The organism is Clostridium sp. C8-1-8, assembly GCF_009928445.1.
GTDB lineage: Bacteria > Bacillota > Clostridia > Clostridiales > Clostridiaceae > Clostridium_AR.
Map to the genome: position 1 here is coordinate 295,575 of NZ_JAABNO010000004.1, position 21,071 is coordinate 316,645.

18 protein-coding genes are annotated in these 21,071 nt (G+C 30.7%); 9 read left to right on the forward strand and 9 right to left on the reverse strand.

The genetic code is table 11. The features are described from left to right. Window positions 1-6: 6 nt before the first annotated feature. The 6 genes from GXK57_RS06850 (at window position 7) to GXK57_RS06875 (ending at window position 10,785) form a co-directional block, all read left to right on the forward strand. Window positions 7-1,938, forward strand: coding sequence for a HAMP domain-containing sensor histidine kinase (locus GXK57_RS06850; protein WP_160673431.1), 1,932 nt, complete (start codon window positions 7-9; stop codon window positions 1,936-1,938). Between the two features lie 2 nt (window positions 1,939-1,940). Then, window positions 1,941-3,965 carry an ATP-binding protein gene (locus tag GXK57_RS06855; RefSeq protein WP_160673434.1) on the forward strand — a complete coding sequence of 675 codons (2,025 nt, stop codon included), beginning with the start codon at window positions 1,941-1,943 and terminating at the stop codon, window positions 3,963-3,965. Between the two features lie 480 nt (window positions 3,966-4,445). Beyond that, window positions 4,446-4,943, forward strand: coding sequence for a TspO/MBR family protein (locus GXK57_RS06860; RefSeq protein WP_160673437.1), 498 nt, complete (start codon window positions 4,446-4,448; stop codon window positions 4,941-4,943). 318 nt (window positions 4,944-5,261) lie between these two features. Continuing rightward, on the forward strand, window positions 5,262-6,986 hold the full coding sequence (locus GXK57_RS06865; RefSeq protein ID WP_160673440.1) for an ABC transporter substrate-binding protein: 1,725 nt from the start codon (window positions 5,262-5,264) through the stop codon (window positions 6,984-6,986). A gap of 462 nt (window positions 6,987-7,448) precedes the next feature. Then, a complete protein-coding gene (locus GXK57_RS06870; RefSeq protein WP_160673443.1) occupies window positions 7,449-8,603 on the forward strand; it encodes an amidohydrolase in 1,155 nt (384 codons plus the stop codon). Window positions 8,604-8,811: 208 nt separating this feature from the next. Continuing rightward, entirely contained in the window at window positions 8,812-10,785 is a 1,974-nt protein-coding gene (locus tag GXK57_RS06875) for a DNA topoisomerase (protein WP_160673446.1), read from the forward strand. Window positions 10,786-10,848: 63 nt separating this feature from the next. On the opposite strand, the gene GXK57_RS06880 is transcribed toward GXK57_RS06875, so the two are convergent. The 8 genes from GXK57_RS06880 to GXK57_RS06915 all read right to left on the reverse strand — a co-directional run bounded on the left by GXK57_RS06880 (window position 10,849) and on the right by GXK57_RS06915 (window position 17,556). Next, window positions 10,849-11,562 carry an LrgB family protein gene (locus GXK57_RS06880; protein WP_160673449.1) on the reverse strand — a complete coding sequence of 238 codons (714 nt, stop codon included), beginning with the start codon at window positions 11,560-11,562 and terminating at the stop codon, window positions 10,849-10,851. Between the two features lie 12 nt (window positions 11,563-11,574). Beyond that, entirely contained in the window at window positions 11,575-11,928 is a 354-nt protein-coding gene (locus tag GXK57_RS06885; RefSeq protein ID WP_160673452.1) for a CidA/LrgA family protein, read from the reverse strand. A gap of 344 nt (window positions 11,929-12,272) precedes the next feature. Then, the gene (locus GXK57_RS06890) at window positions 12,273-13,097 is read right to left on the reverse strand and encodes a tetratricopeptide repeat protein (RefSeq protein ID WP_160673455.1); all 825 of its coding nucleotides are present in this window, start codon (window positions 13,095-13,097) and stop codon (window positions 12,273-12,275) included. A 120-nt stretch (window positions 13,098-13,217) separates the two neighbouring features. Further along, window positions 13,218-14,012, reverse strand: a complete 795-nt coding sequence (locus GXK57_RS06895; protein WP_160673458.1) for an ABC transporter permease — start codon at window positions 14,010-14,012, stop codon at window positions 13,218-13,220. Beyond that, window positions 14,005-14,766 carry an ABC transporter ATP-binding protein gene (locus tag GXK57_RS06900; RefSeq protein WP_160673461.1) on the reverse strand — a complete coding sequence of 254 codons (762 nt, stop codon included), beginning with the start codon at window positions 14,764-14,766 and terminating at the stop codon, window positions 14,005-14,007. Before GXK57_RS06900 ends, GXK57_RS06895 begins: the two co-directional genes overlap by 8 nt. A gap of 70 nt (window positions 14,767-14,836) precedes the next feature. After that, a complete protein-coding gene (locus GXK57_RS06905; RefSeq protein ID WP_160673464.1) occupies window positions 14,837-15,631 on the reverse strand; it encodes an ABC transporter substrate-binding protein in 795 nt (264 codons plus the stop codon). A 107-nt stretch (window positions 15,632-15,738) separates the two neighbouring features. Further along, complete coding sequence (locus GXK57_RS06910) at window positions 15,739-16,428, reverse strand: DUF421 domain-containing protein (RefSeq protein ID WP_160673467.1); 690 nt, start codon at window positions 16,426-16,428, stop codon at window positions 15,739-15,741. 237 nt (window positions 16,429-16,665) lie between these two features. Then, window positions 16,666-17,556, reverse strand: coding sequence for a carbon-nitrogen hydrolase family protein (locus tag GXK57_RS06915; protein WP_160673470.1), 891 nt, complete (start codon window positions 17,554-17,556; stop codon window positions 16,666-16,668). A gap of 401 nt (window positions 17,557-17,957) precedes the next feature. Here GXK57_RS06915 and GXK57_RS06920 point away from each other — a divergent pair, with 401 nt between their 5' ends. From GXK57_RS06920 to GXK57_RS06930, 3 genes are all read left to right on the forward strand, one after another. Beyond that, window positions 17,958-18,461, forward strand: a complete 504-nt coding sequence (locus tag GXK57_RS06920; protein ID WP_160673473.1) for a GNAT family N-acetyltransferase — start codon at window positions 17,958-17,960, stop codon at window positions 18,459-18,461. Window positions 18,462-18,574: 113 nt separating this feature from the next. Beyond that, a complete protein-coding gene (locus GXK57_RS06925) occupies window positions 18,575-18,748 on the forward strand; it encodes a hypothetical protein (protein WP_160673476.1) in 174 nt (57 codons plus the stop codon). A gap of 152 nt (window positions 18,749-18,900) precedes the next feature. Next, complete coding sequence (locus GXK57_RS06930) at window positions 18,901-19,224, forward strand: multidrug efflux SMR transporter (RefSeq protein WP_160673479.1); 324 nt, start codon at window positions 18,901-18,903, stop codon at window positions 19,222-19,224. Window positions 19,225-19,251: 27 nt separating this feature from the next. Here the strand turns inward: GXK57_RS06930 and GXK57_RS06935 are convergent, their stop codons facing one another. Next, window positions 19,252-20,838: a recombinase family protein gene (locus GXK57_RS06935; protein WP_160673482.1), complete on the reverse strand. Its 1,587-nt coding sequence runs from the start codon at window positions 20,836-20,838 to the stop codon at window positions 19,252-19,254. Between the last annotated feature and the right edge of the window lie 233 nt (window positions 20,839-21,071).

Consider the following 21,071-nt stretch of genomic DNA (forward strand, 5'->3'; position numbering starts at 1 on the left):
TTAATTATGAGTGAAAATGATGAAACAGTAGATTTTTTATACTTTAATTTAGAAAAGTTTGTAAAAGCACTCGTTGTATTTTGTGTTCTTTCTACAATATTCTTTATTACTTTTAGCATACATCCTAATATATCAATTTATTTAATTAATATAATTATTACAATGTTGTGTTTTGAATCTATGATTATTCTATATACTACAACTAAATTTGCTAATTCTAGATTTTTAATGATTTCATATATTGTATTCTTTGTTATTGGACTATTAAGCGTTATGAATATAACTTTACAGATATCTGGAACACAGGGTAACTACCCTCAGTACAATATTATAATGCAGATTGTGGATATAAGCAGTATAGCAGAAAGTATCTATATACATCTATCCTTGAATACAATGAACAGGTCTTATAATCATAAAACTTTAATCTTTATATATCTATTATCACTGGTAGCTTTTGTTAGTTTATATACTATAATGATTGATCTTGGATTATCTACTAGGCATGTTAAGTTTGCTATACAAGTGATCAATTTAGTAATGATATTACTTCCGATAGTGAGAAATAATAACATTCATATTAGAATTAAAAATAAAGTTAATTACTTTTATATATTCGTCTATATGATACTTTTTTCTTATATTATACGGTTAAATTATTTTGTGTTTTTTAGTAAAATTGATTGCTTACCTTCAAACCTATTGAGATTTGGTGCATATTTAATTATATGTGTAGCTTTTATAGATAAATTTTTAGATAAGCCTTATAAAACTATATTCAATGATATCTATTGGCATAATATGAATCTTGAGCAGTTTAATAAAAGAATCTATATGAAAAACATTGCTATGGCAAAGATAAGAGAGAGTCTAGAAACAAGAGAGCGGGACTATAAGGTTCTTTTTGATAGTATGCCGCTTCCTATGGCCATTATAAATAAAACCAATAACAGAGTAATGCTTGCCAATAATCAGTTTTTAAAGATTTTTAATATTAAAAGCTTAAGAAACATTATAAATAAAAGTATTAAGTTTCTTATATATATTAATGAAGATACAATCGTATATGAAGATGAGTGTATAAACTATGATGGAGTTGCAGAGGTTGGTGGCAAGATAGCTCACTTTGAAATAAGAGAATTTACTGTTAATAATAATGAAGAAGAGTCTATTTTAGTATTTAGTGATGTGACGGAAAAGCTTAATCTGCAATCTATGGAAGAGAAGATAAAACAAAAAAAGTTAGAAGAGAAAATGCGAAGGACTTTTTTGTCTACCATATCCCATGATTTAAAAACTCCAATAAATGTTATATATAGTGCTACTCAACTTACAAAATATCTATTGGAAAATGATGATATTGAAGCTTTAAAAAAATACAACCTTATAAATAAGGATAACTGTATGACTCTCATAAGACTTGCTAACAATATAATAGATACTTCAAAGATAGACTTTGGGTATTTGAAGCCTCAGATGGTTAAAAATAATATTGTAGAAATAATTGAAGAAACTATCCAGCAATTAGTTGAATATGCAAAAGATAAAAATTTAGAGCTTATTTTTGATACTGAGGAAGAAGATATATATGTACTATGTGATAGAAATTTTATTGAGAGGATAATACTCAATTTAATATCCAATGCAATTAAATATTCTGATCAGGGTGAGATAAAGGTTGATATATATTGTACAGAAGCAAATGTATTTATAGAGGTATCAGATCAAGGTAGAGGGATTAGCAAGGAATATATGAATGAAGCTTTTGCAAAGTTTAATTCTAAAGACAATAGTAACATAACAACCAATCAAAGTTCTGGACTAGGTCTTTATGTAGTGAAGAACTTGGTAGAATTACAAGGTGGACAAGTTTTTATTGATAGTTCTAATAATAAAGGGACAAAAGTAGTAATTAAATTCGCGAGGGAGTATATATAGGTATGTATGACAATAGCATTGTAAAATCTAAGAATATAGTACTGAAACTGTTTGTTCCTATACTTTTAATCATAATACTTATATGTGAAAAGAACGGAGATTACATGTTTTTTCATCAGTTTGTTGAAATATTATGTACTACCTTTGGAGTTTCTCTTACTATGTTTTCTATGAATAGATTTAATCTAAGAAAGAATAATTTGTTCAGTTATATAGGATTAAATTTTTCAGTTATTTGTATAGTCAATGTAATACATATTCTTTCATACAGTGGTGGAAAGAAGTATGAAGATATTATAAGCTTTACTTTAATAATGTCTTTCATAATGAATTATCTAGAGTATTTAATTATACTAATGTCCTTATATTTTACTAAGAGGTCCATAAGTTATGTCAAATCCAGTGTTATCTTTGCAATATCTTCTTTTATATTATTCCTAACTCTCATGTCTTCATATTATTATACAAATTCAGATATAAATAGTTATAATAGAAGTGTTTTTATAAAAGTTAATTGGATAGTTATCATATTCATGTTTATTGGAATCATAACAATAACATTAAAAAATAGAAACACATCAAGAGATGCTAAGAAATATATTATAATTTACACCATACTTGTATTGATTTATGAAAGCATCTCAAGGATAAATTTTTATAACTTTAGCAAGACCAATTATGATGTTGTACTTATGTCTCATATTTTTAAATATCTTGCTTTTTATACTTTATTTGAAGGAATAAGTAAGTTTTTAATACAAGGTACTTATAATGAGATGTATGATGAGTTAAGGCAAATGGAAAGAGATCAAAATCATTATAAAGCAATTCTTCAAAAAAGGATGGATTTAGAGATTGAGTTGAAGAAAATGATGGAAATGAGCAAAAATAAATATAATACGCTTATTAACTCAATATCTGATTCGATTTTGATATTCGAGCATGGGGAGATTAGTTTTGTTAACTCTTCAGCAGATAAGCTGTTAAAACTGCTTTATAAAGATCGGATGAAGATAGAGAAACTAAATCTGGATGATTTTATTGAATATATTAGTACCCTTAGACGAGATAATAATGAAGAAATCAATAAATTGAGTTTTGTTATTGAAAATAGTAATGGAAGTAGCAAGGTTTACGACTTAAAATTAGAGTGTATTAATAACTCAATATGTGTTGTAGATATTAGAGATATAACTGATATAGGCAAGGTAAGAACACTAAAAAGTGAGTTGGATAATTATATTAAGGATGAAAAGACAAAAAGACAGTTTTATACTAATATATCTCATGAATTAAGAACTCCTATAAATGTAATATATTCTGCATTACAGCTAAATGATTTGTATCTAGAGGAGAAAAAGAAGGATGGCTTGGAGAAAAACAGTGAGAATATAAAGAGAAACTGTCTTAGGCTGATTAGGACCATAAATAACTTTATAGATACAAACAAAATATCTGAGGGGTATTTAACACCGACTATGAGTATATATAACATAGTATATTTAGTTGAAAATGTAGCACAATCTACTTTGGAATATGTTAATAGATTCAAGATGGAGCTTACTTTTGATGCAGATGAAGAAGAGATTTATGTTTACTGCGATATGGAATTGCTTGAGAGAGTTATCCTAAATCTACTATCAAATAGTGTTAAATATGGACGGGCTGGAGGATATATATTTGTTTCTATAAGTTGTAGTGATAGCGACGTGAGTATATGCATACTAAATGATTCTAAAAGAATTTCAGAACAAGAGCAAAGTTATATATTTGATAAATTTTCTAAAGCTCAATATGATCTAAATAGTAGAAAAGAAGGCAGTGGATTAGGTTTATTTATATCAAAAGCGCTAGTAGAACTGCAAGGGGGAGAGATAAAGCTAGATACCTTTGAAAATGGAAATAGGTTTACAATAAGATTTGATAGGATAAAAGATCAGAAGTGTGACTATAAAATGTTTACAAATAACAAATTTAATGAGTTAAAAGAAAAGGTTGATATAGAATTTTCAGATATATATAACTAATATGTAACAGTCAAGTAGGCGAGTTGCCTTTAAAATTCACTGTTTTGCTAAACTAATGGAGTTTTTTGTGTACAAGAATAATACAAAATTTTAATAGGGTCTGAAAATACGAGTTTGTAAAGGTATTTGCCAAAAATCACTGAAATTGTTATTTCAGTGATTTTCTTATTCTTTATGGGATTATATTTTGATATAGCCTGTTGATAAATATTAGTTGGTGCCTTAAATATAGATGTAGGAGAAAGAATAAAAAAGGAAAATTATATTGGCTGTCATATTTTCCTCATATGTATTTGTAAAGGTAGCTGCGCAAAAAAGTTTGCTGAAAAAAGTTTCTTAAGCAAATTTATTATTCATTACATTTCAGTTCTTATATATAGTGTAATAAAACAAAAATATTCTTACTATAATTTTTCTGAAGGATAAAATACAAATTTCACTGTAATCTTAAATAAGGTGATAAATTAAAGGGAGGATATTATGAATATTTTTAAAGTGAACGGAAAATTTAATTTTGGAGACCTATTAATAAGTATTTTGGTGGCATTAGGTGGGGGAATAGTTATTGGGTTTATTACTTCAGCTAGTGAAAAACAATATTTGAATCTAGCTAAACCAATATTTTCACCGCCTTCTTGGCTTTTTCCAATAGTTTGGACAATACTGTATTTGCTCATGGCAATTGCTGCATATAGAGTATACGAACTAAAGCAACAAGGTATAAATATTAATAATGCATTGTTGTTTTATTCTATTCAATTAATACTTAACTTCTTGTGGCCATTGATATTTTTCAAACTAAGACTTTATGGACTAGCCTTTATAGAATTGGTAATTTTATTTATCTTTATTATAATAACTTTTATAAAGTTTATAAAGGTAGACAAAATTTCTAGTATTTTACTTGTTCCGTATATGTTATGGGTTGCATATGCTGGAGCATTAAACTTTTTTATATGGATGATGAATGAGATGTAAACAATTAAATTCTAGTGCTAAATGATAATTCAATAATTAATTGTTGGTTTTATCTATTAAACTTATTATAATAATCAGGAATTTATAAAAAAATAATAAAAAAGTATAAAAAAGAGGTTGTGTTATTTGAGAAGATATGGTATAAAATATATAAGCATTAAAAATTTGTTAATACTTAATAAATACTAGTAATAAATTTTTATCAATATGTTTATAATTTTATCATAGTTAAAATCTGTTTTCAGATTATATATATAAAGTAAAAGGGGGGTGAATCTACTCTGTTACACGATATTTGTGTAATATGGGTAGGAATTAATGAAGAGAAAATCGATCGCTTTATTAAGTACAATACTTGCAGGAGCAATAGTTCTTACAGGATGTGGTACAAAGGACAGTGCGAAGAAAAACAATAATGCAGCTGCTTCACAAAAAGCTAATGAGGTAAAGAAAGCTACAGATGCAAGCAAGCTTCCTCAGGTTGCTAAGGACAGAAAGGACACTTTAATTGTTGGTGGTAATGCACCAAAAGGAAAGTTTAATCCAATTTATTCTGATTCAGTTTATGATGGATATGTAACTTCTCTTATTTTTGAAGGACTTATATCAAATGATGAACAAGGAAATCCAACTCAAGCATTAGCATCAAAGTGGGATATTTCTCAAGATGGTAAGACATATACATTTACATTAGTTGATAATGCTAAGTTCTCAGATGGAACACCTGTAACTGCTGATGACGTAGCTTTCACTTATACTGCATTATGTGATCCTAAGTATGATGGACCAAGAACTGACGCTGTTGAAAAGCTTCAAGGTTACAAAGAATATAAAGAAGGCTCCGCTACTTCAGTTTCAGGTATAAAGGTTATAGATAAAAACAAAATTTCCTTCACTTTAACAGAAGTTAAAGGGCCTGGAATATATGATTTTGGTTATGGTATAATGCCAAAGTCTGTATACAACTTTGAAAAAGGAAATATGCAAAAAATAAAGGATAGCTTCCTTAAACCAATAGGTGCTGGTCCATATAAGTTTGTAGATTTCAAACAAGGTGAATCAGTTTCTTTTGAAAAGAATGATAATTACTATAAAGGCGCTCCAAAGATTGCAAAAATCATATACAAGGTAACAAACGATAAGACAAATGTTCAAGAACTATCAGCAGGGCAAGTTGATGTTAACCAAGTCACAACAAATGCAAACACTGTAAAGATGGTTCAAGGTGCAGGATTCCTAGATCAACAAATATTCTCAGCTAACAACTATAGTTATATAGGATTAAATACAAGACTTCCAATGTTCTCTGATAAGAAGGTTCGTCAAGCTCTTATGTATGGAACAAGAAGAAAAGATTTTGTTGATTCATACTATCAAGGTTATGCTACAGTAGCAAATACTCATAATGCACCAACATCATGGGTAGAACCAACAGGAATAAATGAATACACTTATGATTTAGATAAAGCTAATAAGTTATTAGATGAAGCTGGATGGAAGCTGAATGCTTCTACAAAGATAAGAGAAAAAGATGGAAAACCATTCGAAGTTCACTGGTTAGCAACATCTGATAGTGCTGTAATACAAGCGCTTATTCCAATAGTTAAAGAAGACTGGACTAAACTTGGTATTAAGTTAGTAACTGATGCAATGGACTTTAACACTATTTCAGAAAAAGTTTATGACAAACAAGACTACCAAATGTATGCTATGAGCTGGTCACTTTCAACAGATCCAGATCCATCAGGAATATTCTCTAAATCACAAGATGTGTTAGGTGGATATAACTCAGTTGGATGGCATCCAGATAAGTCTGAAGAGTTAATAACTAAAGGCTTAGGAACTACTGATCAAAAGGTTAGAAAAGAAGCTTACCAAGAATGGTGTAAGTTAATAAATGACGAAGTTCCTTATTTATTCTTATCAAATCCAAAGCAAATTTGGGCTGTAAGTTCAAAAGTTAAGAACTTAAATATATCTGCATTTAGAGATTGGACATATGATATCTACAAAGTAGAATTAACTGATCCATCTGCTAAATAAGAGCTTATAATTAAAGGGAGCAAATTTTGCTCCCTTTTTGATTTGCTATAATTATTTTAACGTTTAATTATTTTTAATAATATGATAAAATATTTTTATAAGAGTAGCATGGACCAATTTATAATAAAAGTTGTATTTATAAGTTTTTATATAAGAACTTATAAGAACTAAAAAATATATTTTGGATTCAATTTGTACCTACTTAAGGTGAATAAACTATGAAGATAAATTTAAATAATTTCTATAAATATAAATTCTATAATTTCAGTGGCTTAAATTACTATAATATATTAATTTAACTAAATTTTTTGATAAATTGTGTAAATATAATAATAAAGAGCTCCTATACCCAAACTCAATTTATACTTGTTCGAAAATATCTGTTTTTGATATTTCATGGCATGCATAAATTAATAGTTAATCTAGGAACTCTACAAATAATGAAATAAGGAGATGTGTTATATGCTAATTAAAAATGGGAAAGTTTTTACTATGGCTGGACAAGCTTTTGAATGTGGAAGCATTCTTGTAAAGGATGGAAAGATTGTAGAAGTTGGAGAGAACCTAAAGGTATATGATGAGCAAATTATCGATGCAAAAGGTGGATATGTAATTCCTGGAATGATTGATGCGCATACTCATATAGGTGGCGAAGAAGAAAGTATGGGATTTGAAGGGCATGATATTAATGAGATGACTGATCCTATAACTCCTCATCTAAGAGCTTTAGATGGCGTTAATCCAGTGGATGGAGCTTTTAGAAAAGCAGTTAAGGCTGGAGTAACTTCTGTACTTACTGGTCCAGGAAGTGCCAATGTTATTGGTGGACAATTTGTAGCTATGAAAACTCAAGGAAACTGCATTGATGACATGATATTAAAGGAACCTGTGGCTATGAAGATAGCTTTTGGTGAAAATCCAAAGAGAGTATATAATGCAAAGGGTAAAGCTCCTATGACAAGAATGGCTACAGCGGCGCTTCTTAGGCAAACCTTGACTGAAACAAAGAATTATATAGGAAAGAAAAAGAAAGCCGAAGAAAAAGGCGAATTCTTTGAGATTAATCTTAAGTATGAAGCTTTAGTACCAGTTATAGAAGGAAAGATTCCGCTTAAGGCTCATGCTCATAGAGCAGATGACATATTGACAGCATTGAGAATAGCTAAGGAATTTAATGTTCCAATTACCTTAGATCACTGTACAGAAGGTCATCTAATAGTTGATAAGATAAAAGAATCTGGAGTTCCTGCCCTAGTAGGACCTACAATGACTTTTAGTACAAAGATAGAGCTTGCTAATAAAAGCTTTAGGACACCTATAGAGTTAATAAGAGCAGGAATTAAGGTCGCTATAATAACAGATCACCCTGTTATACAAATAGAGCATTTACCTCTATGTGCTGCTTATGCAATGAAGGAAGGGTTAACCTTTGAAGAAGCTTTAAGCACAATAACTATAAATGCTGCAGAAATAGCTGGAATTGCGGATAGAGTTGGTAGCTTAGAACCTGGTAAGGATGCAGATATAGTAATACTAGATGGAAGTCCATTTGAAGTTGCTACAACTACTCTATATACAATAGTTGATGGTAAGGTTGTTTATAGTAAATTCGAATAAAGGTTTAATTTATCGTTAAAATAGTATATAATTAATATAGCTTCTCTTTAGAGGGAAGCTATATTTTTTCGCCTAGGATACTTTGAAACAGCTAGGTATAAAGGTGAAGGTTCAATAACTTAAGAATTAAATATCTTGTTTTTTGAACAATTAAACTTATGAACTTCCTAAAAAAACATAGGTTGTTTTCTTAGAAAGGATTTTGATTATGGGTAAAGCTTTGTTTGTTACAGAAAAACCATCTGTAGCCATGGAATTTATAAAGTTATTAAAAGTAAATGGTAAGAAAAGTGATGGATATGTAGAGGGGCAGGAGTCGATTTTTACATGGTGTGTTGGACACATGGTAACAATGTGTTATCCAGAAGCTTATGATGTTAAGTTTAAGAAGTGGAATTTGGCAGAATTGCCTTTTCTCCCTAAAGAGTATAAATATGATGTTATACCAAACGTAAAAAAGCAATTTGATACAGTTTCAAGATTATTAAATAGAGATGATGTTGATGTTATATATGTCTGTACGGACTCTGGGAGAGAAGGAGAATACATCTATAGGTTAGTTGATCAGATGGCTGGTACTCCCAATAAGGTGAAAAAGAGAGTTTGGATAGATTCGCAAACGGAAGAAGAAATCAAAAGAGGTATTAAGGAAGCAAAACCTCTTGACCAGTATGATTCCTTAGCAGCTTCAGCATATCTTAGAGCAAAGGAAGATTTTCTTTTAGGGATAAACTTTTCAAGATTGCTTACATTGATGTATGGGAGAAAAATATCTGAAGTTTTATCTGAGAATCATGTAGTAATTGCTGTAGGAAGAGTAATGAGCTGTGTTTTGGGAATAGTTGTGAACCGAGAAAGAGAAATAAGAAACTTTACTAAAACAAGCTTTTATAAGGTTAATGTGGAGTTAAAAAAGGAAGAAAATGCTTTTGATGCAGAATGGAAAGCAGTGCAAGGCTCTAGGTATTATGAATCTCCTCTTTTGTATAATGATACTGGATTCAAAGCTAGAAATACAGCAGAAGAGCTTGTAACCAGTTTAAAACCTGCAGAACTTGCGCTTATAGATGAAGTCAAGAAGACTAAAGAGACAAAGTATGCTCCGCTTTTATTTAACTTGGCAGAATTACAGAATGAATGTACTAAAAGATTTAAGATAAGTCCTGATGAAACTTTAGGCGTAATTCAAAAGCTATATGAGAAAAAGCTATTAACGTATCCTAGAACTGATGCAAGAGTTATCTCTTCAGCAGTGGCTAAAGAGATAGGAAAGACGTTAAATAAGCTTACTAAATTCTCATACAATCCTAGTATTTCAGAAAATGCTATGAAGATAATGAAGAACAATTGGACTAAGGATATAGTTAAAAGTAAATATGTTGATGATTCAAAGATAACGGACCACTATGCTATAATACCAACTGGTGAAGGAGAAGGGGCTGTAAGAACTCTAGGCAAGTTAGAGCGCGAAATTTTTGAATTAGTGGTAACAAGATTTTTAAGTATATTTTTCCCACCGGCCAAGTATTCTAAGCTTTCAATAACAGCTGATATAATGGGAGAAAAGTTTTTTAAGAGCATTAAAGTATGTATTGAAAGAGGATATTTAGATATTTTGAAAAGTGATAGTAAAGAAGATGATGACAATTCCTATCTATGGCTAAATGAGCTTAGAAAGGGTAATAAGCTTAAGATTGGACAGTTTACCATAAAAGAAGGAGAAACAAGCCCGCCAAAGAGATATACATCAGGATCTATGGTTATAGCTATGGAAAATGCCGGTAAGCTAATAGAGGATGATGACTTGAGAGAGCAGATAAAGGGCTCAGGCATTGGGACCTCTGCTACAAGAGCTGAAATTATTAAAAAGCTTATTAATATCAATTACTTAACTGTTAACTCAAAAACACAGATACTAACACCAACTATAAAAGGTGAGATGATCTATGAGGTTATAAGCTCCTCAATCCCATCATTGCTTAACCCAATACTTACTGCAAGCTGGGAAAAAGGTTTAAAGATGGTATATGAAAAGGAAATAGAGCCATCTAACTTTATGGGTAAGCTTGAGGACTATACTAGAAACAATATCTTAAGAGTTAAGAGCCAAAACAATATAAATTTGCTATATAGAAAATTAATTAGTGTTAAAAATACATATTCTCCAATAGAAGCAAAGTAAAATTGAATAAAATAAAAAATGCACTGAAGAAAATTGCTTCAGTGCATTTTTTTCTATAAGTCACTACTTATAAAAATGAATAAAATGATTTAGTAAGCTATATATACTTGGAGCAAGAAATACTGTCATTAAACCCGCGATTCCTATAGATAGTGAACCCATAGCACCTTCTGTCTCTCCGATTTCTAGAGCTTTAGAGGTTCCCACAGCATGAGATGCTGTACCTAAAGAAATTCCTATAGCAACCTTGTTATGAATTTTGAAAAACTTACATATCAATGGACCTATCATAGCGCCGATTATTCCAGTTATTACAATAGCTACAACAGTTATTGGCACTATACCATTGAGTTCACTGCTTATTTCCATACCTATAGGTGTTGTAACAGCCTTAGGTGCCAAAGATTTTATAATCACTGGATCTAATTTGAATGCATAGGAGAGTAATATAATACTAATTATTCCGACGGTACTTCCAACGAAGATTCCAATAAAAATAGGTAGTCCATAAGTTTTTAAAAGTTCAATTTGTTTGTACAAAGGTACAGCTAGTATCACTGTGGCAGGCCCTAAGAACATGTTTATAAACTGACCGCCTTGATTATAAGTTTTGAAATCAATCTTAAATAGTAAAAGAAAACCAATTACTAAAGCAATAGATATTAATAATGGGTTAAATAAAGGGAAATTAGTTTTTTTATAAAGTAATAATCCGATTTCAAAGGCTAAAAGAGATATAACTATGCCAAATAGAGCATTTCCTGTTAATATGTTCATAAAGACACTTCCTTAATTAGTTTTCATTAGCTTGGTCATAAGCTGTATCACAAAGCCAGTTACAGCTATCATTATGATTGTGCTAATTATACAAACAAGTAGAATTCTTCCCCAGGCACTTTTTAAAACATCCATAGATGTAAGTAGACCTACCCCTGCGGGTATAAAGAAAAATGAAAGATGATCAAGAAAGAAATTTGCTACCGTCTCAACATAAGATAATTTAATAACTTTTGTTAAAAGTAGGACTAATAATAGAATCATACCAACTATATTTCCTGGGATAGGAAGAGACAGCGTTTTTGATATAAATTCACCAATAAAAAATATTACTAAGATTAAAAGTAATTCTCTAAATAATTTCACAAACCACACCTCCTCAAATACACTATTATAATTTAGCACCTTTTAACAAGAAGGTAAACTCCAGAATGTGACTTAATATTACATAGAAAACAATTTCATTTGTAGTTACGATTAACTATATATACGAATTAGAAACATGCTCCTAAATACTCGAAATTTTAATGTAAAGCCAAAGTATATTTGAGAAAAGGGCATGAAAAAGAATATTTTAAGAAAGGAATATTGGTAAATTTCAATAAAAAATCTATGCTTATAAGAAAATAGTTTCCCTTATAATGCATAGATTTCGTGACTATATGTATCCTTTATGAAGACTTAAATTATGTATGTTTTAAGATTATAGTTTACGCCTCTGTTATACTTAACTTTTCTAGTTCACTATCTATTATGTCCTTATTAAGATTGCTTAAAAAAGATTCCTCCAGTTTAGATGCTCGTTTAAGCAGCTCTATACTAGCGTCTTTCTTACCTTCTTCTGACAGTATTAAGGCTGAGAAGTAATAAGGCTCTGCAAAGTTGACATGCTCATTGATTAGTTTAATTAGTAGTTCTTTAGCTTTCTCATAATCACCAAGCTTGTAATATATTTCACCAAGGTTAGCTCTTATTATGGAACTGTCTTCATGCTTTGATAAAGCATCTTCATTGAATTTCAAAGCAGCATCCAAGTCACCTTTTACAATTAAGAAGTATCCAAGTGTTTCCAGTACAGAAGAAGTTCTATCAGAATCTTGTAAGGATTCAAGTACCTCTATAGCTTTATCAATGTTACTTTTTTTCCACTCTATCAATGCTTCAGCCATCTTTAGATTTTGTAAGTCCTTATCTTTGAATTTTCTTTCTGAAGTTAGTGTTGTGAACACTTTATCAGCTTCCATAACATCTCCGTGCTTTAGCTCAAGAAACACGTAATTGGCAATTATTCTTGATTTTGACACTTTAGTTAAAGCAGCTTTTTTATACCAACTAATAGCAGAATCATATCTATACTTTCTATAAGCACTATTTGCCATAAAAGCTGCTAACACATCACGATTCATAATAGCTTTAAAAACTATATATACCCAAAATAAAATGCTTCCAATTGTCGGATTTACAAAAAACATTATGGCGAAGATAGCTATAATAATTATAATGTCTTTGGAAAAGCCATTGCTTTTTTTTCCCATAGTTAATTCCCCCGTTTAAGTAGTATTATATACAGATATACCACTTCGTATAAAATTTATATTTTCGAAACGAAGTGGTACATCTTTAATTATACTATTTAAAGAGGCAAATTTAAACAATCAATATTTCACTCTGATGAAATTTTCCAATATTGCAACTAATTTATACATAATATAAGCAATAATAGAGAGAATTATTATACTCATCATAACCATATCAAGTTGAGAAATCTGTCCACCATATACTATAAGAAAACCTAATCCATCTTTTGCTACTAAGAATTCTCCCATTATAACGCCTACCCAGGACAAACCTACGTTAATTTTTAGAGCTGATATCATAGTTGGTATTGAGGCAGGCATAATCAAATGAGTAAGCATCTGAAGCTTGCTAGCACCAAAGGTTTTCATCAATTTAATCTTCTCTACATCAACTTCTTGGAAGCCTGCAAATACACCCATTATTGTAACTATTATCGATATTAGAAGTGCTATTACAATAATTGCTGTTATACCATTTCCTACCCAGAAGATTATTATTGGTGCAAGGGCAACCTTTGGTAGTGCATTTAATACTACAAGGTAAGGTTCCATAACTTTGGAGGCAAAATCACTCCACCATAGGGCTATAGCTATTATAGTTCCTAGTACTGTACCAAGTACAAAGCCTAATATAGTTTCATAGCAGGTTACAAGGATATGCTTTACTAGAGTACCTTCACCATAAAACTTTATTATTGATTTAACCACTCTTGAAGGAGTAGAGGTTAGGAAAGGGTCAATCCATTTCAAATCTCCAGCTATTTCCCACAAAGCTAAGAAAATAACTAATACTAATATTCTTACAAAGGCTAATTTTATCTTTGACTTACGGATCTCTTTTAGATACAATTCATGCTCTTGTTCATTATTCATCGTTCAAATCAAGCTCCTTCCATACTATATTAAAGTATTCTCTAAACGCTGTCTCATCTCTCCTTTTTAGAGGGGTAAGATCTTCATTAAAGTTTAGGATAAGCTCCTGTTTTAATGAAGAAGGTCTTTTAGAGAGAATTTCTATTTTAGAAGAAGTAGATATTGCCTCAGATATATCATGGGTAACCATTACAGCTGTTTTGTTTTCTTGCTTTATTATTTGGAAGATTTCGTCGCATACCTTTAGTCGTGTCTGATAATCTAATGCTGAAAAAGGTTCGTCTAAAAGTAATATTTCTGGCTCAAGAGCTAAGGTTCTTATTAGAGCAGCTCTTTGTCTCATACCTCCAGATAATTGGCTGGGATAGCTCTTTTTGAATTTTGATAAGCCATACTGAGATAGTAGCTTATCTACTTTTTCAATATTATCTTTTGTTAAGACCTTCTTTATCTTAAGACCAAGTGTTACATTGTCCCAAAGGTTTAACCATTCAAATAAGTTATCCTTTTGAAACATATAGCCTACCCTGTCATGGTCACTTTGACTTTCTCCATTGAATAGTATTTCTCCTGAGGAAGGTTTAAGAAGTCCTGAGATTATATTAAGTAAAGTAGATTTGCCACAGCCTGAAGGACCTATGATGCTTACAAAATCGCCTTTATCTATAGTAATATTAATATCTTTTAAGGCTTCTATAACCGAATCGGGAGTATGGAAATTCATATATATATTCTTAATTTCAAGCAGGGCCATAATTTCACCACCTATTAAAAATTTGCCACGGATAAGGTGCTAATAATATCCGTGACAATAAAAACTGAACTTATTTAGATAAGTCCTTTAAAGCCTTCTCGCCAAAGGAGTTATCAACTATTTTATTGAAAGGAGGTCTTGATGGTATTAAATCTGATTTGTAGGATTGAATAATATCCATTAATCTAGTAAAGTCCTCTTCCTTCATTGTTGGAACTTTAGCAAAGGCATCAATTGATCTATAATTTTTAACAACATTTGTTATTATATCTTCATCTGTACCTGGGAAGTATGAAATAATTGCTTTAGCAACTTCATTATCGCTGTGTTTTTCAACCCAGTTTTGACCTTTTATGATAGCACGAGTAAACTTTTCTATTACATCAGGATTCTTTTCTATATATGATTTAGTTGAGAAGAAAACAGTATAAGGAATGACACCAGCTGAAGCACCTACAGATGCAACTATGCTTCCGGACTTTTCTTTCTCAAGCATAGAACCTGTTGGCTCAAACAAAGCAACATAGTCGCCTGTTCCGCCTTTGAAGGCTCCACCAGTTGCGGTATAAGCTATATTAGTGACTACATTAACATCCTTACCAGGTTGTAGACCATGATTTTTTAGAACATATTCTAGTGCCATTTCAGGTACTCCACCAGGACGACCGCCTATGATAGTTTTACCCTTTACAGACTCCCAAGTGAAGTTCTTATCTTCCTTTCTTCCAACTAAGAAAGAACCATCCTTTTGAGTAAGTTGCGCAAATATAACAGGGTAGTCTTCTCTTTTTTGGTTATAAATATAAATCGTCTGTTCAGGACCACAGAATCCTATATCTACACTTTTAGATAATACTTGCTGCATAGTCTTATCTGCAACTTGTACAGAAACACAAATGGCAGAAAACCTGCTTTTGCAAGGACTTCTGCCATTTGTGTTTTAGTATGATTTTAGAATTAATCAAATTAATTTTAAGTAGTATGTTCAGTTTTTGCAAATAACTCTAATCTTTCATCTGAGGTGTATCCACAATATATAACATCCTCTACCGAATCCATATTTTTTTGTTTAAGTTGATTATTCAACCATGATTTATCTTTTCCTGAAAGAGCTAAATTAGATTCTAAAATCCTTCCGTTAATAATCAAACTTAAGGTTAATCCCTTGTATGGAGTTGATATATTCAAATCTTTAGGAGTTACTGAATTATAGGCTGATTTCTTCAATATGCTTAATTCACCATCTACCTCCAGAAGTGCAAATTCGACCTCAGATATATCGAACACTTCTTTTTTTCTAAGTTGCATTAATAAGTCTTCAATATTGTATTTCGTCTTTTTTAAGTTGTTATAGTCTAAAGTTCCGTTCCTTATTAAAATAATAGGCTCCCCAACAGTTTTTCTTTGAAAGGTTAAATTTTTAGAACCTATATAAGACATAATTACTGGAATCAAAATCCAAACTAACATCACAACAATTCCTTTTATAATTCCTACATTATCTTCGATGGTTATTGAACCAGCTATTGTTCCAATTGTGATTGCTGAAACATAATCAAAGTATGTTATTTGAGACAAAGACTTTTTTCCAGTTAAGCGAACTAATATGAAAAGTACAAAAAATATTATCAAAGGCTTATAAATGAAGTGAAATATATCCATAATTATTTGTATCCTCCACTATTTTTTCATTAATTTTCTATTTTAGTATGACCATAATCAGTGAAATGAATCCTAGTTAGAATATATTTATGGCTTTATTGCTTTCATTTATGTAACATTATATTGAAATAAAAAAGCAGAAATCATTTAGTTTTCAAATTTCTGCTTTTATGATAGATTTAAATTTTACACCGTTTTGTAGTTTTAATAATGGTCTATTCATATTATGATGGAACATTATCTTTTAAATGGTTCTTTAACAGCATCATTTAATAATTCAGAGTAGGCTTTTACCTTACGGAAAGTATTTCCCATCATCTCATGATTTCTATAGTGACGTAATTTTTCTAAATCGAAATCTGCAACTAAGATATTTTCTGATTCTGCATCAGCTAGTACTATAGTATTGTCTACTGGTATGCCACTACTATCCCAAGTTATTGGACTAAAAGCACAAGAGCAGCCAGCATTTCTTCTTGGAGGGTTTGCCATGACAACTCCAACCATATTTTCATAGGCTCTTGTAGACAAAGCCTGCACTCTAGGTCTCATGGATTCGCAATCATTAGGAACTAATATTAATTCTGCCCCTTTTAGCATTAGTATTCTTGCACTTTCAGGATATTCTCTATCGTAGCAAATCATGATTCCAAGCTTTATTCCATCGAAGTCACAAACCTTAAATTCATCCCCAGATTCTAATAATCTTTCATCTGCAAAATCACAGGTATGCACCTTGCTATACTTCATAATAATTTGTCCGCTTTTATTTATTACAAAGGCAGAGTTTTGAGGTCTAGTTATACCTTTTGTATAAGCTGTGATAACAACACCTATGTTTAAAAGCTTAGCAGCTTTGCAGAATATTTGTATATGCTCGCTATCTTCATCTATAGCTTGATTATTCCATTCTATAAATTCTTTAGTATTAAGAATTTCGTTTATATCTAAATCTTTTTGTACTTTAGGAAACTCATATCCTGTAATCCAACATTCTGGAAATAAAACAATGTCGGCCCCAAGCTCTTTTGCTCTCTTCATTGCACTAAGTCCCTTATTTGTATTTAAATCCATTTTGTAAGGCTCACGAGTTTCTTGAACAATTGCAACCTTAAATATTTTATTCATATGTATAGCGCCCCCATTGTAACAAGTTTAATAGATATTATAAAGTAGAATAAAGCCTGATTATATTACCTACTGTAAACGGTTTTTCAAGTATTTAACAATAAATTTAAATTTATTATATAAAAGCTTAGCATATTTGTATATAAAATCAGTAAGATATTATGAATTTGTAAAAGTTTAACGTGTATAAATTTCAATTTGACAATTAGGACAGAGGAAGGGAGCTTTTGTGCCAAATCATAAAGATATGATGATAAGTAGGTATAAATGTGATAATATTACATATATAGAAAAAGAAATATTAGTGTAAAGCTCTGGTGGCAATCTAATAGAATTTTTAGAGATTATAAAGTAGCAGCAAGTATTTCTGATTACCAGTACAAAGGAGGAAAGTAAATCAAATGATATTTCGAAGGACCGTTGAAGCAGATATAGGAAGCATAATGACTATAATAAATCAGGCACAGATATATTTTAAGGAAAATGGAATAGATCAATGGCAGGATGGCTATCCCAATCCAGAAGTCATAAGAAATGATATCACAAATGGGTATAGTTATGTATTGATAAAAGGCTCTAATATAGTTGGTACTGCAGCTATTTCTTTTGATGGAGAGAGTACCTATGATAATATTTATGAAGGGCAATGGTTAAGCAGCAACTCTTTTGCAGTAATACATAGAATAGCAGTGGACAATGAGTATAAGGGATTAGGACTTTCGTCTGTCATAATTGAAAATGTAGAAAAACTTTCTGTTGATAGAGGAGTACATAGTATTAAAGTTGATACCCATGAGCATAATCTATCCATGCAGAAATTACTAAAGAAAAGTGGATTTCAATACTGTGGGATAATATATCTAGAAGATAAAAACAAAAGAGTTGCATTTGAAAAGGTAATATAATCATATTACAAGTGCTGACAGTTAACTTATGAATTATTTTATCAGACTAATCTATATTGGCTATTAAGTATTGAATAAGTTGAGTTTTAAATTGGTTAGAGGGAGGTATTGGCATGAGAAAAAGAGATGTTTTAGCAGTAGCAGCCACAGCATTTTCAATGGGAGTGGTATTAGGATTTTTGATTTCACCAGCGAAGAATGGTTTCGGTAATAATACCTGGAATACTTCAAATACTACTAATAATTATGGTGGAAGCATGATACAAAATGTAAAGAACAAAAAATAGAACGTATAAAATTACGTATTATATACAAGAATATTTATAATTTTATAAGTTGCTTAAGATTTTGAAAAATTACAATAATTGAAATACAGATTTTCATAGCCTATAATAATACTAGTCAATAGTTGGGCTAATATTATGTAGGAGGGATTAGTATGCATTGGATTTATTTGATTTTAGCCATTAGTTTCGAAATTATAGCAACAACTCTAATGAAAACATCTAATGGATTTTCTAAGATATTACCAGCATTAGGTAGTTTAATTGGATATGGGATATGTTTTACTTTCTTGTCCATGGCGCTTAAAAAGATAGATGTTAGTGTAGCTTATGCAGTTTGGTCTGCAGCTGGAATAGTTATAATATCAATTATTGGAGTATTTATTTTTAAAGAAAGTGTTAGTGCTTTGAAAATAATTTCTATATTGTTAATTATTTTGGGTGTAGTTGGACTAAATCTAAGTGGAGTTAGTCATTAATAAAAAGCATAGTTGAATAAACTATGCTTAAATACTTAAGGAGCTATTAGCTCCAACAATATTAATCGTTAAAACCTCATTATCCCAAGTAATACTATCAATCACTTCTTTAATAAATGCTCTCTTTATCTCCATATCATCAATATAATCAAAGAACTGTTTTATAGTTTTTATATTTGATACTATATTTTCTACCCTTTCATCTATGTTTTTAGCAGAAAGTTTATCTAGCTTTTTCTCAATAGAAAGATTGTCGTTATTTAAAGCCTTTATTTCATTTTCTAAAAGTTTAAGGGTAACTGGGTCTTCTATTAATGCAAGTTTTCTTACTAATCCCTGAATAGTTTTATTATTAGCAGAGAGATTTTTTTTTAAGCATGAGGTTTCAGTTTGAGGTTCGAGTTTGATGTTTTTTAAAATTTTATCATTAGAATAAAGACTAATTATGCTTCTTATATCTATATTATTTAAAGCTGTTATTATAGCATCTTCTGCAGCATAGGCGTTCAGCATTTTGCTAGAGCAGCGATTGCTAGCTTTATTCTTAAGCTCACACCTATAGTATAGTTCAAGTTTATTAGTTTTCTTATTTAAGTTGCTCCAAGTGGACATGCTGCTTCCACAGTTACCACACTTTATTAATCCAGATAATAAAAAATGTTTGCTAGTATTAGAACGTACGGATGGATTGCTTGCATTGGCTTTTAATATTTCTTGGCATTGTAGCCAATGGTTAGAGGGGATAATACCTGGGTGTAGGCCTGAGGATACTATCCACTCCTTAACAGGTTTATCTTTTTTACCACCTTCACGTTTGTTGTATACCATGAGTCCATATTCTCCAGTAAAATCATTACATAGAGTGGCACCTAAGTTATTAAAATGATTATACATGTTCTTATCGGCAAAGGTGTATACAGGGTTATTCAATATTTGGAGTACTGTATTTCTAGAAAAGTCACCTCCATTTTTGCCCTTAATATTATTTGAACAAAGATATCTGGACACTGTAGAAGTGCTTTTTTTATCAAGATATAAGGCGAATATGGTTTTGACGATAGATATTTCTTCCTCAATAACTTCAAGTTTGTACATCTTCTTCATATTTTCTTTTCCTATATATTCAACAGGTTCTGATCTGAAACCTAATGGTGGAGTACCTCCAAGCCATCTTCCGGTTTTAGCAAGTTCAAGCATGTTGTCTTTGATTCTTTCTGCAATAGTTTCTCTTTCAAGCTGTGCAAATACAGAAGAGATGTATACCATAGCTCTGCCCATTGGTGTTGATGTGTCAAATTGTTCTCTGATGCTAACGAATTCAATTTTATTACTCTGTAGAAGGTCAAGAGTATTTGAGAAGTCAGCTACATTACGAGATATTCTGTCAAGTCTATAGCAAATAAGATAACTAAAGCATTTCTTTCTTGCATCTTGTAGAAGTTTTTGAAACTGTGGTCTATTTATATTACCCCCAGAGAAGCCTTCATCTTCATATACTAAAAAATCTGTAATTCCTATAGTATTACCATATTGTTTACACAAGTCAATTTGGTTTTCGATAGATTCACCTTTTTCGGAGAGCCTGCTTTTTCTACTATATATTGCAGCTATCATAACTTGCCTCCAATAGTTGATTACAATTCAATATATGCTGTAACTTTCTTATTTGTTTCAGCAGATGGTTCTATGTTGTTGATGTTATAGATTTATATTAAATTGTGCCTATGTTAAAGTACTGTGTTGAAATTAGGTGGTCAGTCATCCGATGCTTAGATGAGCTTGCGCAAAGAAATAATATGATTTTTTCATATTCCATGGCTAAAACTGTAAACTCACTACGTTCGAAC

Bases quoted from the DNA above. Each gene is read 5' to 3' on its own strand.
- GXK57_RS06850 (WP_160673431.1), top strand. From the start codon at position 7: ATGAGTGAAAATGATGAAACAGTAGATTTTTTATACTTTAATTTAGAA.
- GXK57_RS06855 (WP_160673434.1), top strand. From the start codon at position 1,941: ATGTATGACAATAGCATTGTAAAATCTAAGAATATAGTACTGAAACTG.
- GXK57_RS06860 (WP_160673437.1), top strand. From the start codon at position 4,446: ATGAATATTTTTAAAGTGAACGGAAAATTTAATTTTGGAGACCTATTA.
- GXK57_RS06865 (WP_160673440.1), top strand. From the start codon at position 5,262: ATGAAGAGAAAATCGATCGCTTTATTAAGTACAATACTTGCAGGAGCA.
- GXK57_RS06870 (WP_160673443.1), top strand. From the start codon at position 7,449: ATGCTAATTAAAAATGGGAAAGTTTTTACTATGGCTGGACAAGCTTTT.
- GXK57_RS06875 (WP_160673446.1), top strand. From the start codon at position 8,812: ATGGGTAAAGCTTTGTTTGTTACAGAAAAACCATCTGTAGCCATGGAA.
- GXK57_RS06880 (WP_160673449.1), bottom strand. From the start codon at position 11,562: ATGAACATATTAACAGGAAATGCTCTATTTGGCATAGTTATATCTCTT.
- GXK57_RS06890 (WP_160673455.1), bottom strand. From the start codon at position 13,097: ATGGGAAAAAAAAGCAATGGCTTTTCCAAAGACATTATAATTATTATA.
- GXK57_RS06895 (WP_160673458.1), bottom strand. From the start codon at position 14,012: ATGAATAATGAACAAGAGCATGAATTGTATCTAAAAGAGATCCGTAAG.
- GXK57_RS06900 (WP_160673461.1), bottom strand. From the start codon at position 14,766: ATGGCCCTGCTTGAAATTAAGAATATATATATGAATTTCCATACTCCC.
- GXK57_RS06905 (WP_160673464.1), bottom strand. From the start codon at position 15,631: ATGCAGCAAGTATTATCTAAAAGTGTAGATATAGGATTCTGTGGTCCT.
- GXK57_RS06910 (WP_160673467.1), bottom strand. From the start codon at position 16,428: ATGGATATATTTCACTTCATTTATAAGCCTTTGATAATATTTTTTGTA.
- GXK57_RS06915 (WP_160673470.1), bottom strand. From the start codon at position 17,556: ATGAATAAAATATTTAAGGTTGCAATTGTTCAAGAAACTCGTGAGCCT.
- GXK57_RS06920 (WP_160673473.1), top strand. From the start codon at position 17,958: ATGATATTTCGAAGGACCGTTGAAGCAGATATAGGAAGCATAATGACT.
- GXK57_RS06925 (WP_160673476.1), top strand. From the start codon at position 18,575: ATGAGAAAAAGAGATGTTTTAGCAGTAGCAGCCACAGCATTTTCAATG.
- GXK57_RS06930 (WP_160673479.1), top strand. From the start codon at position 18,901: ATGCATTGGATTTATTTGATTTTAGCCATTAGTTTCGAAATTATAGCA.
- GXK57_RS06935 (WP_160673482.1), bottom strand. From the start codon at position 20,838: ATGATAGCTGCAATATATAGTAGAAAAAGCAGGCTCTCCGAAAAAGGT.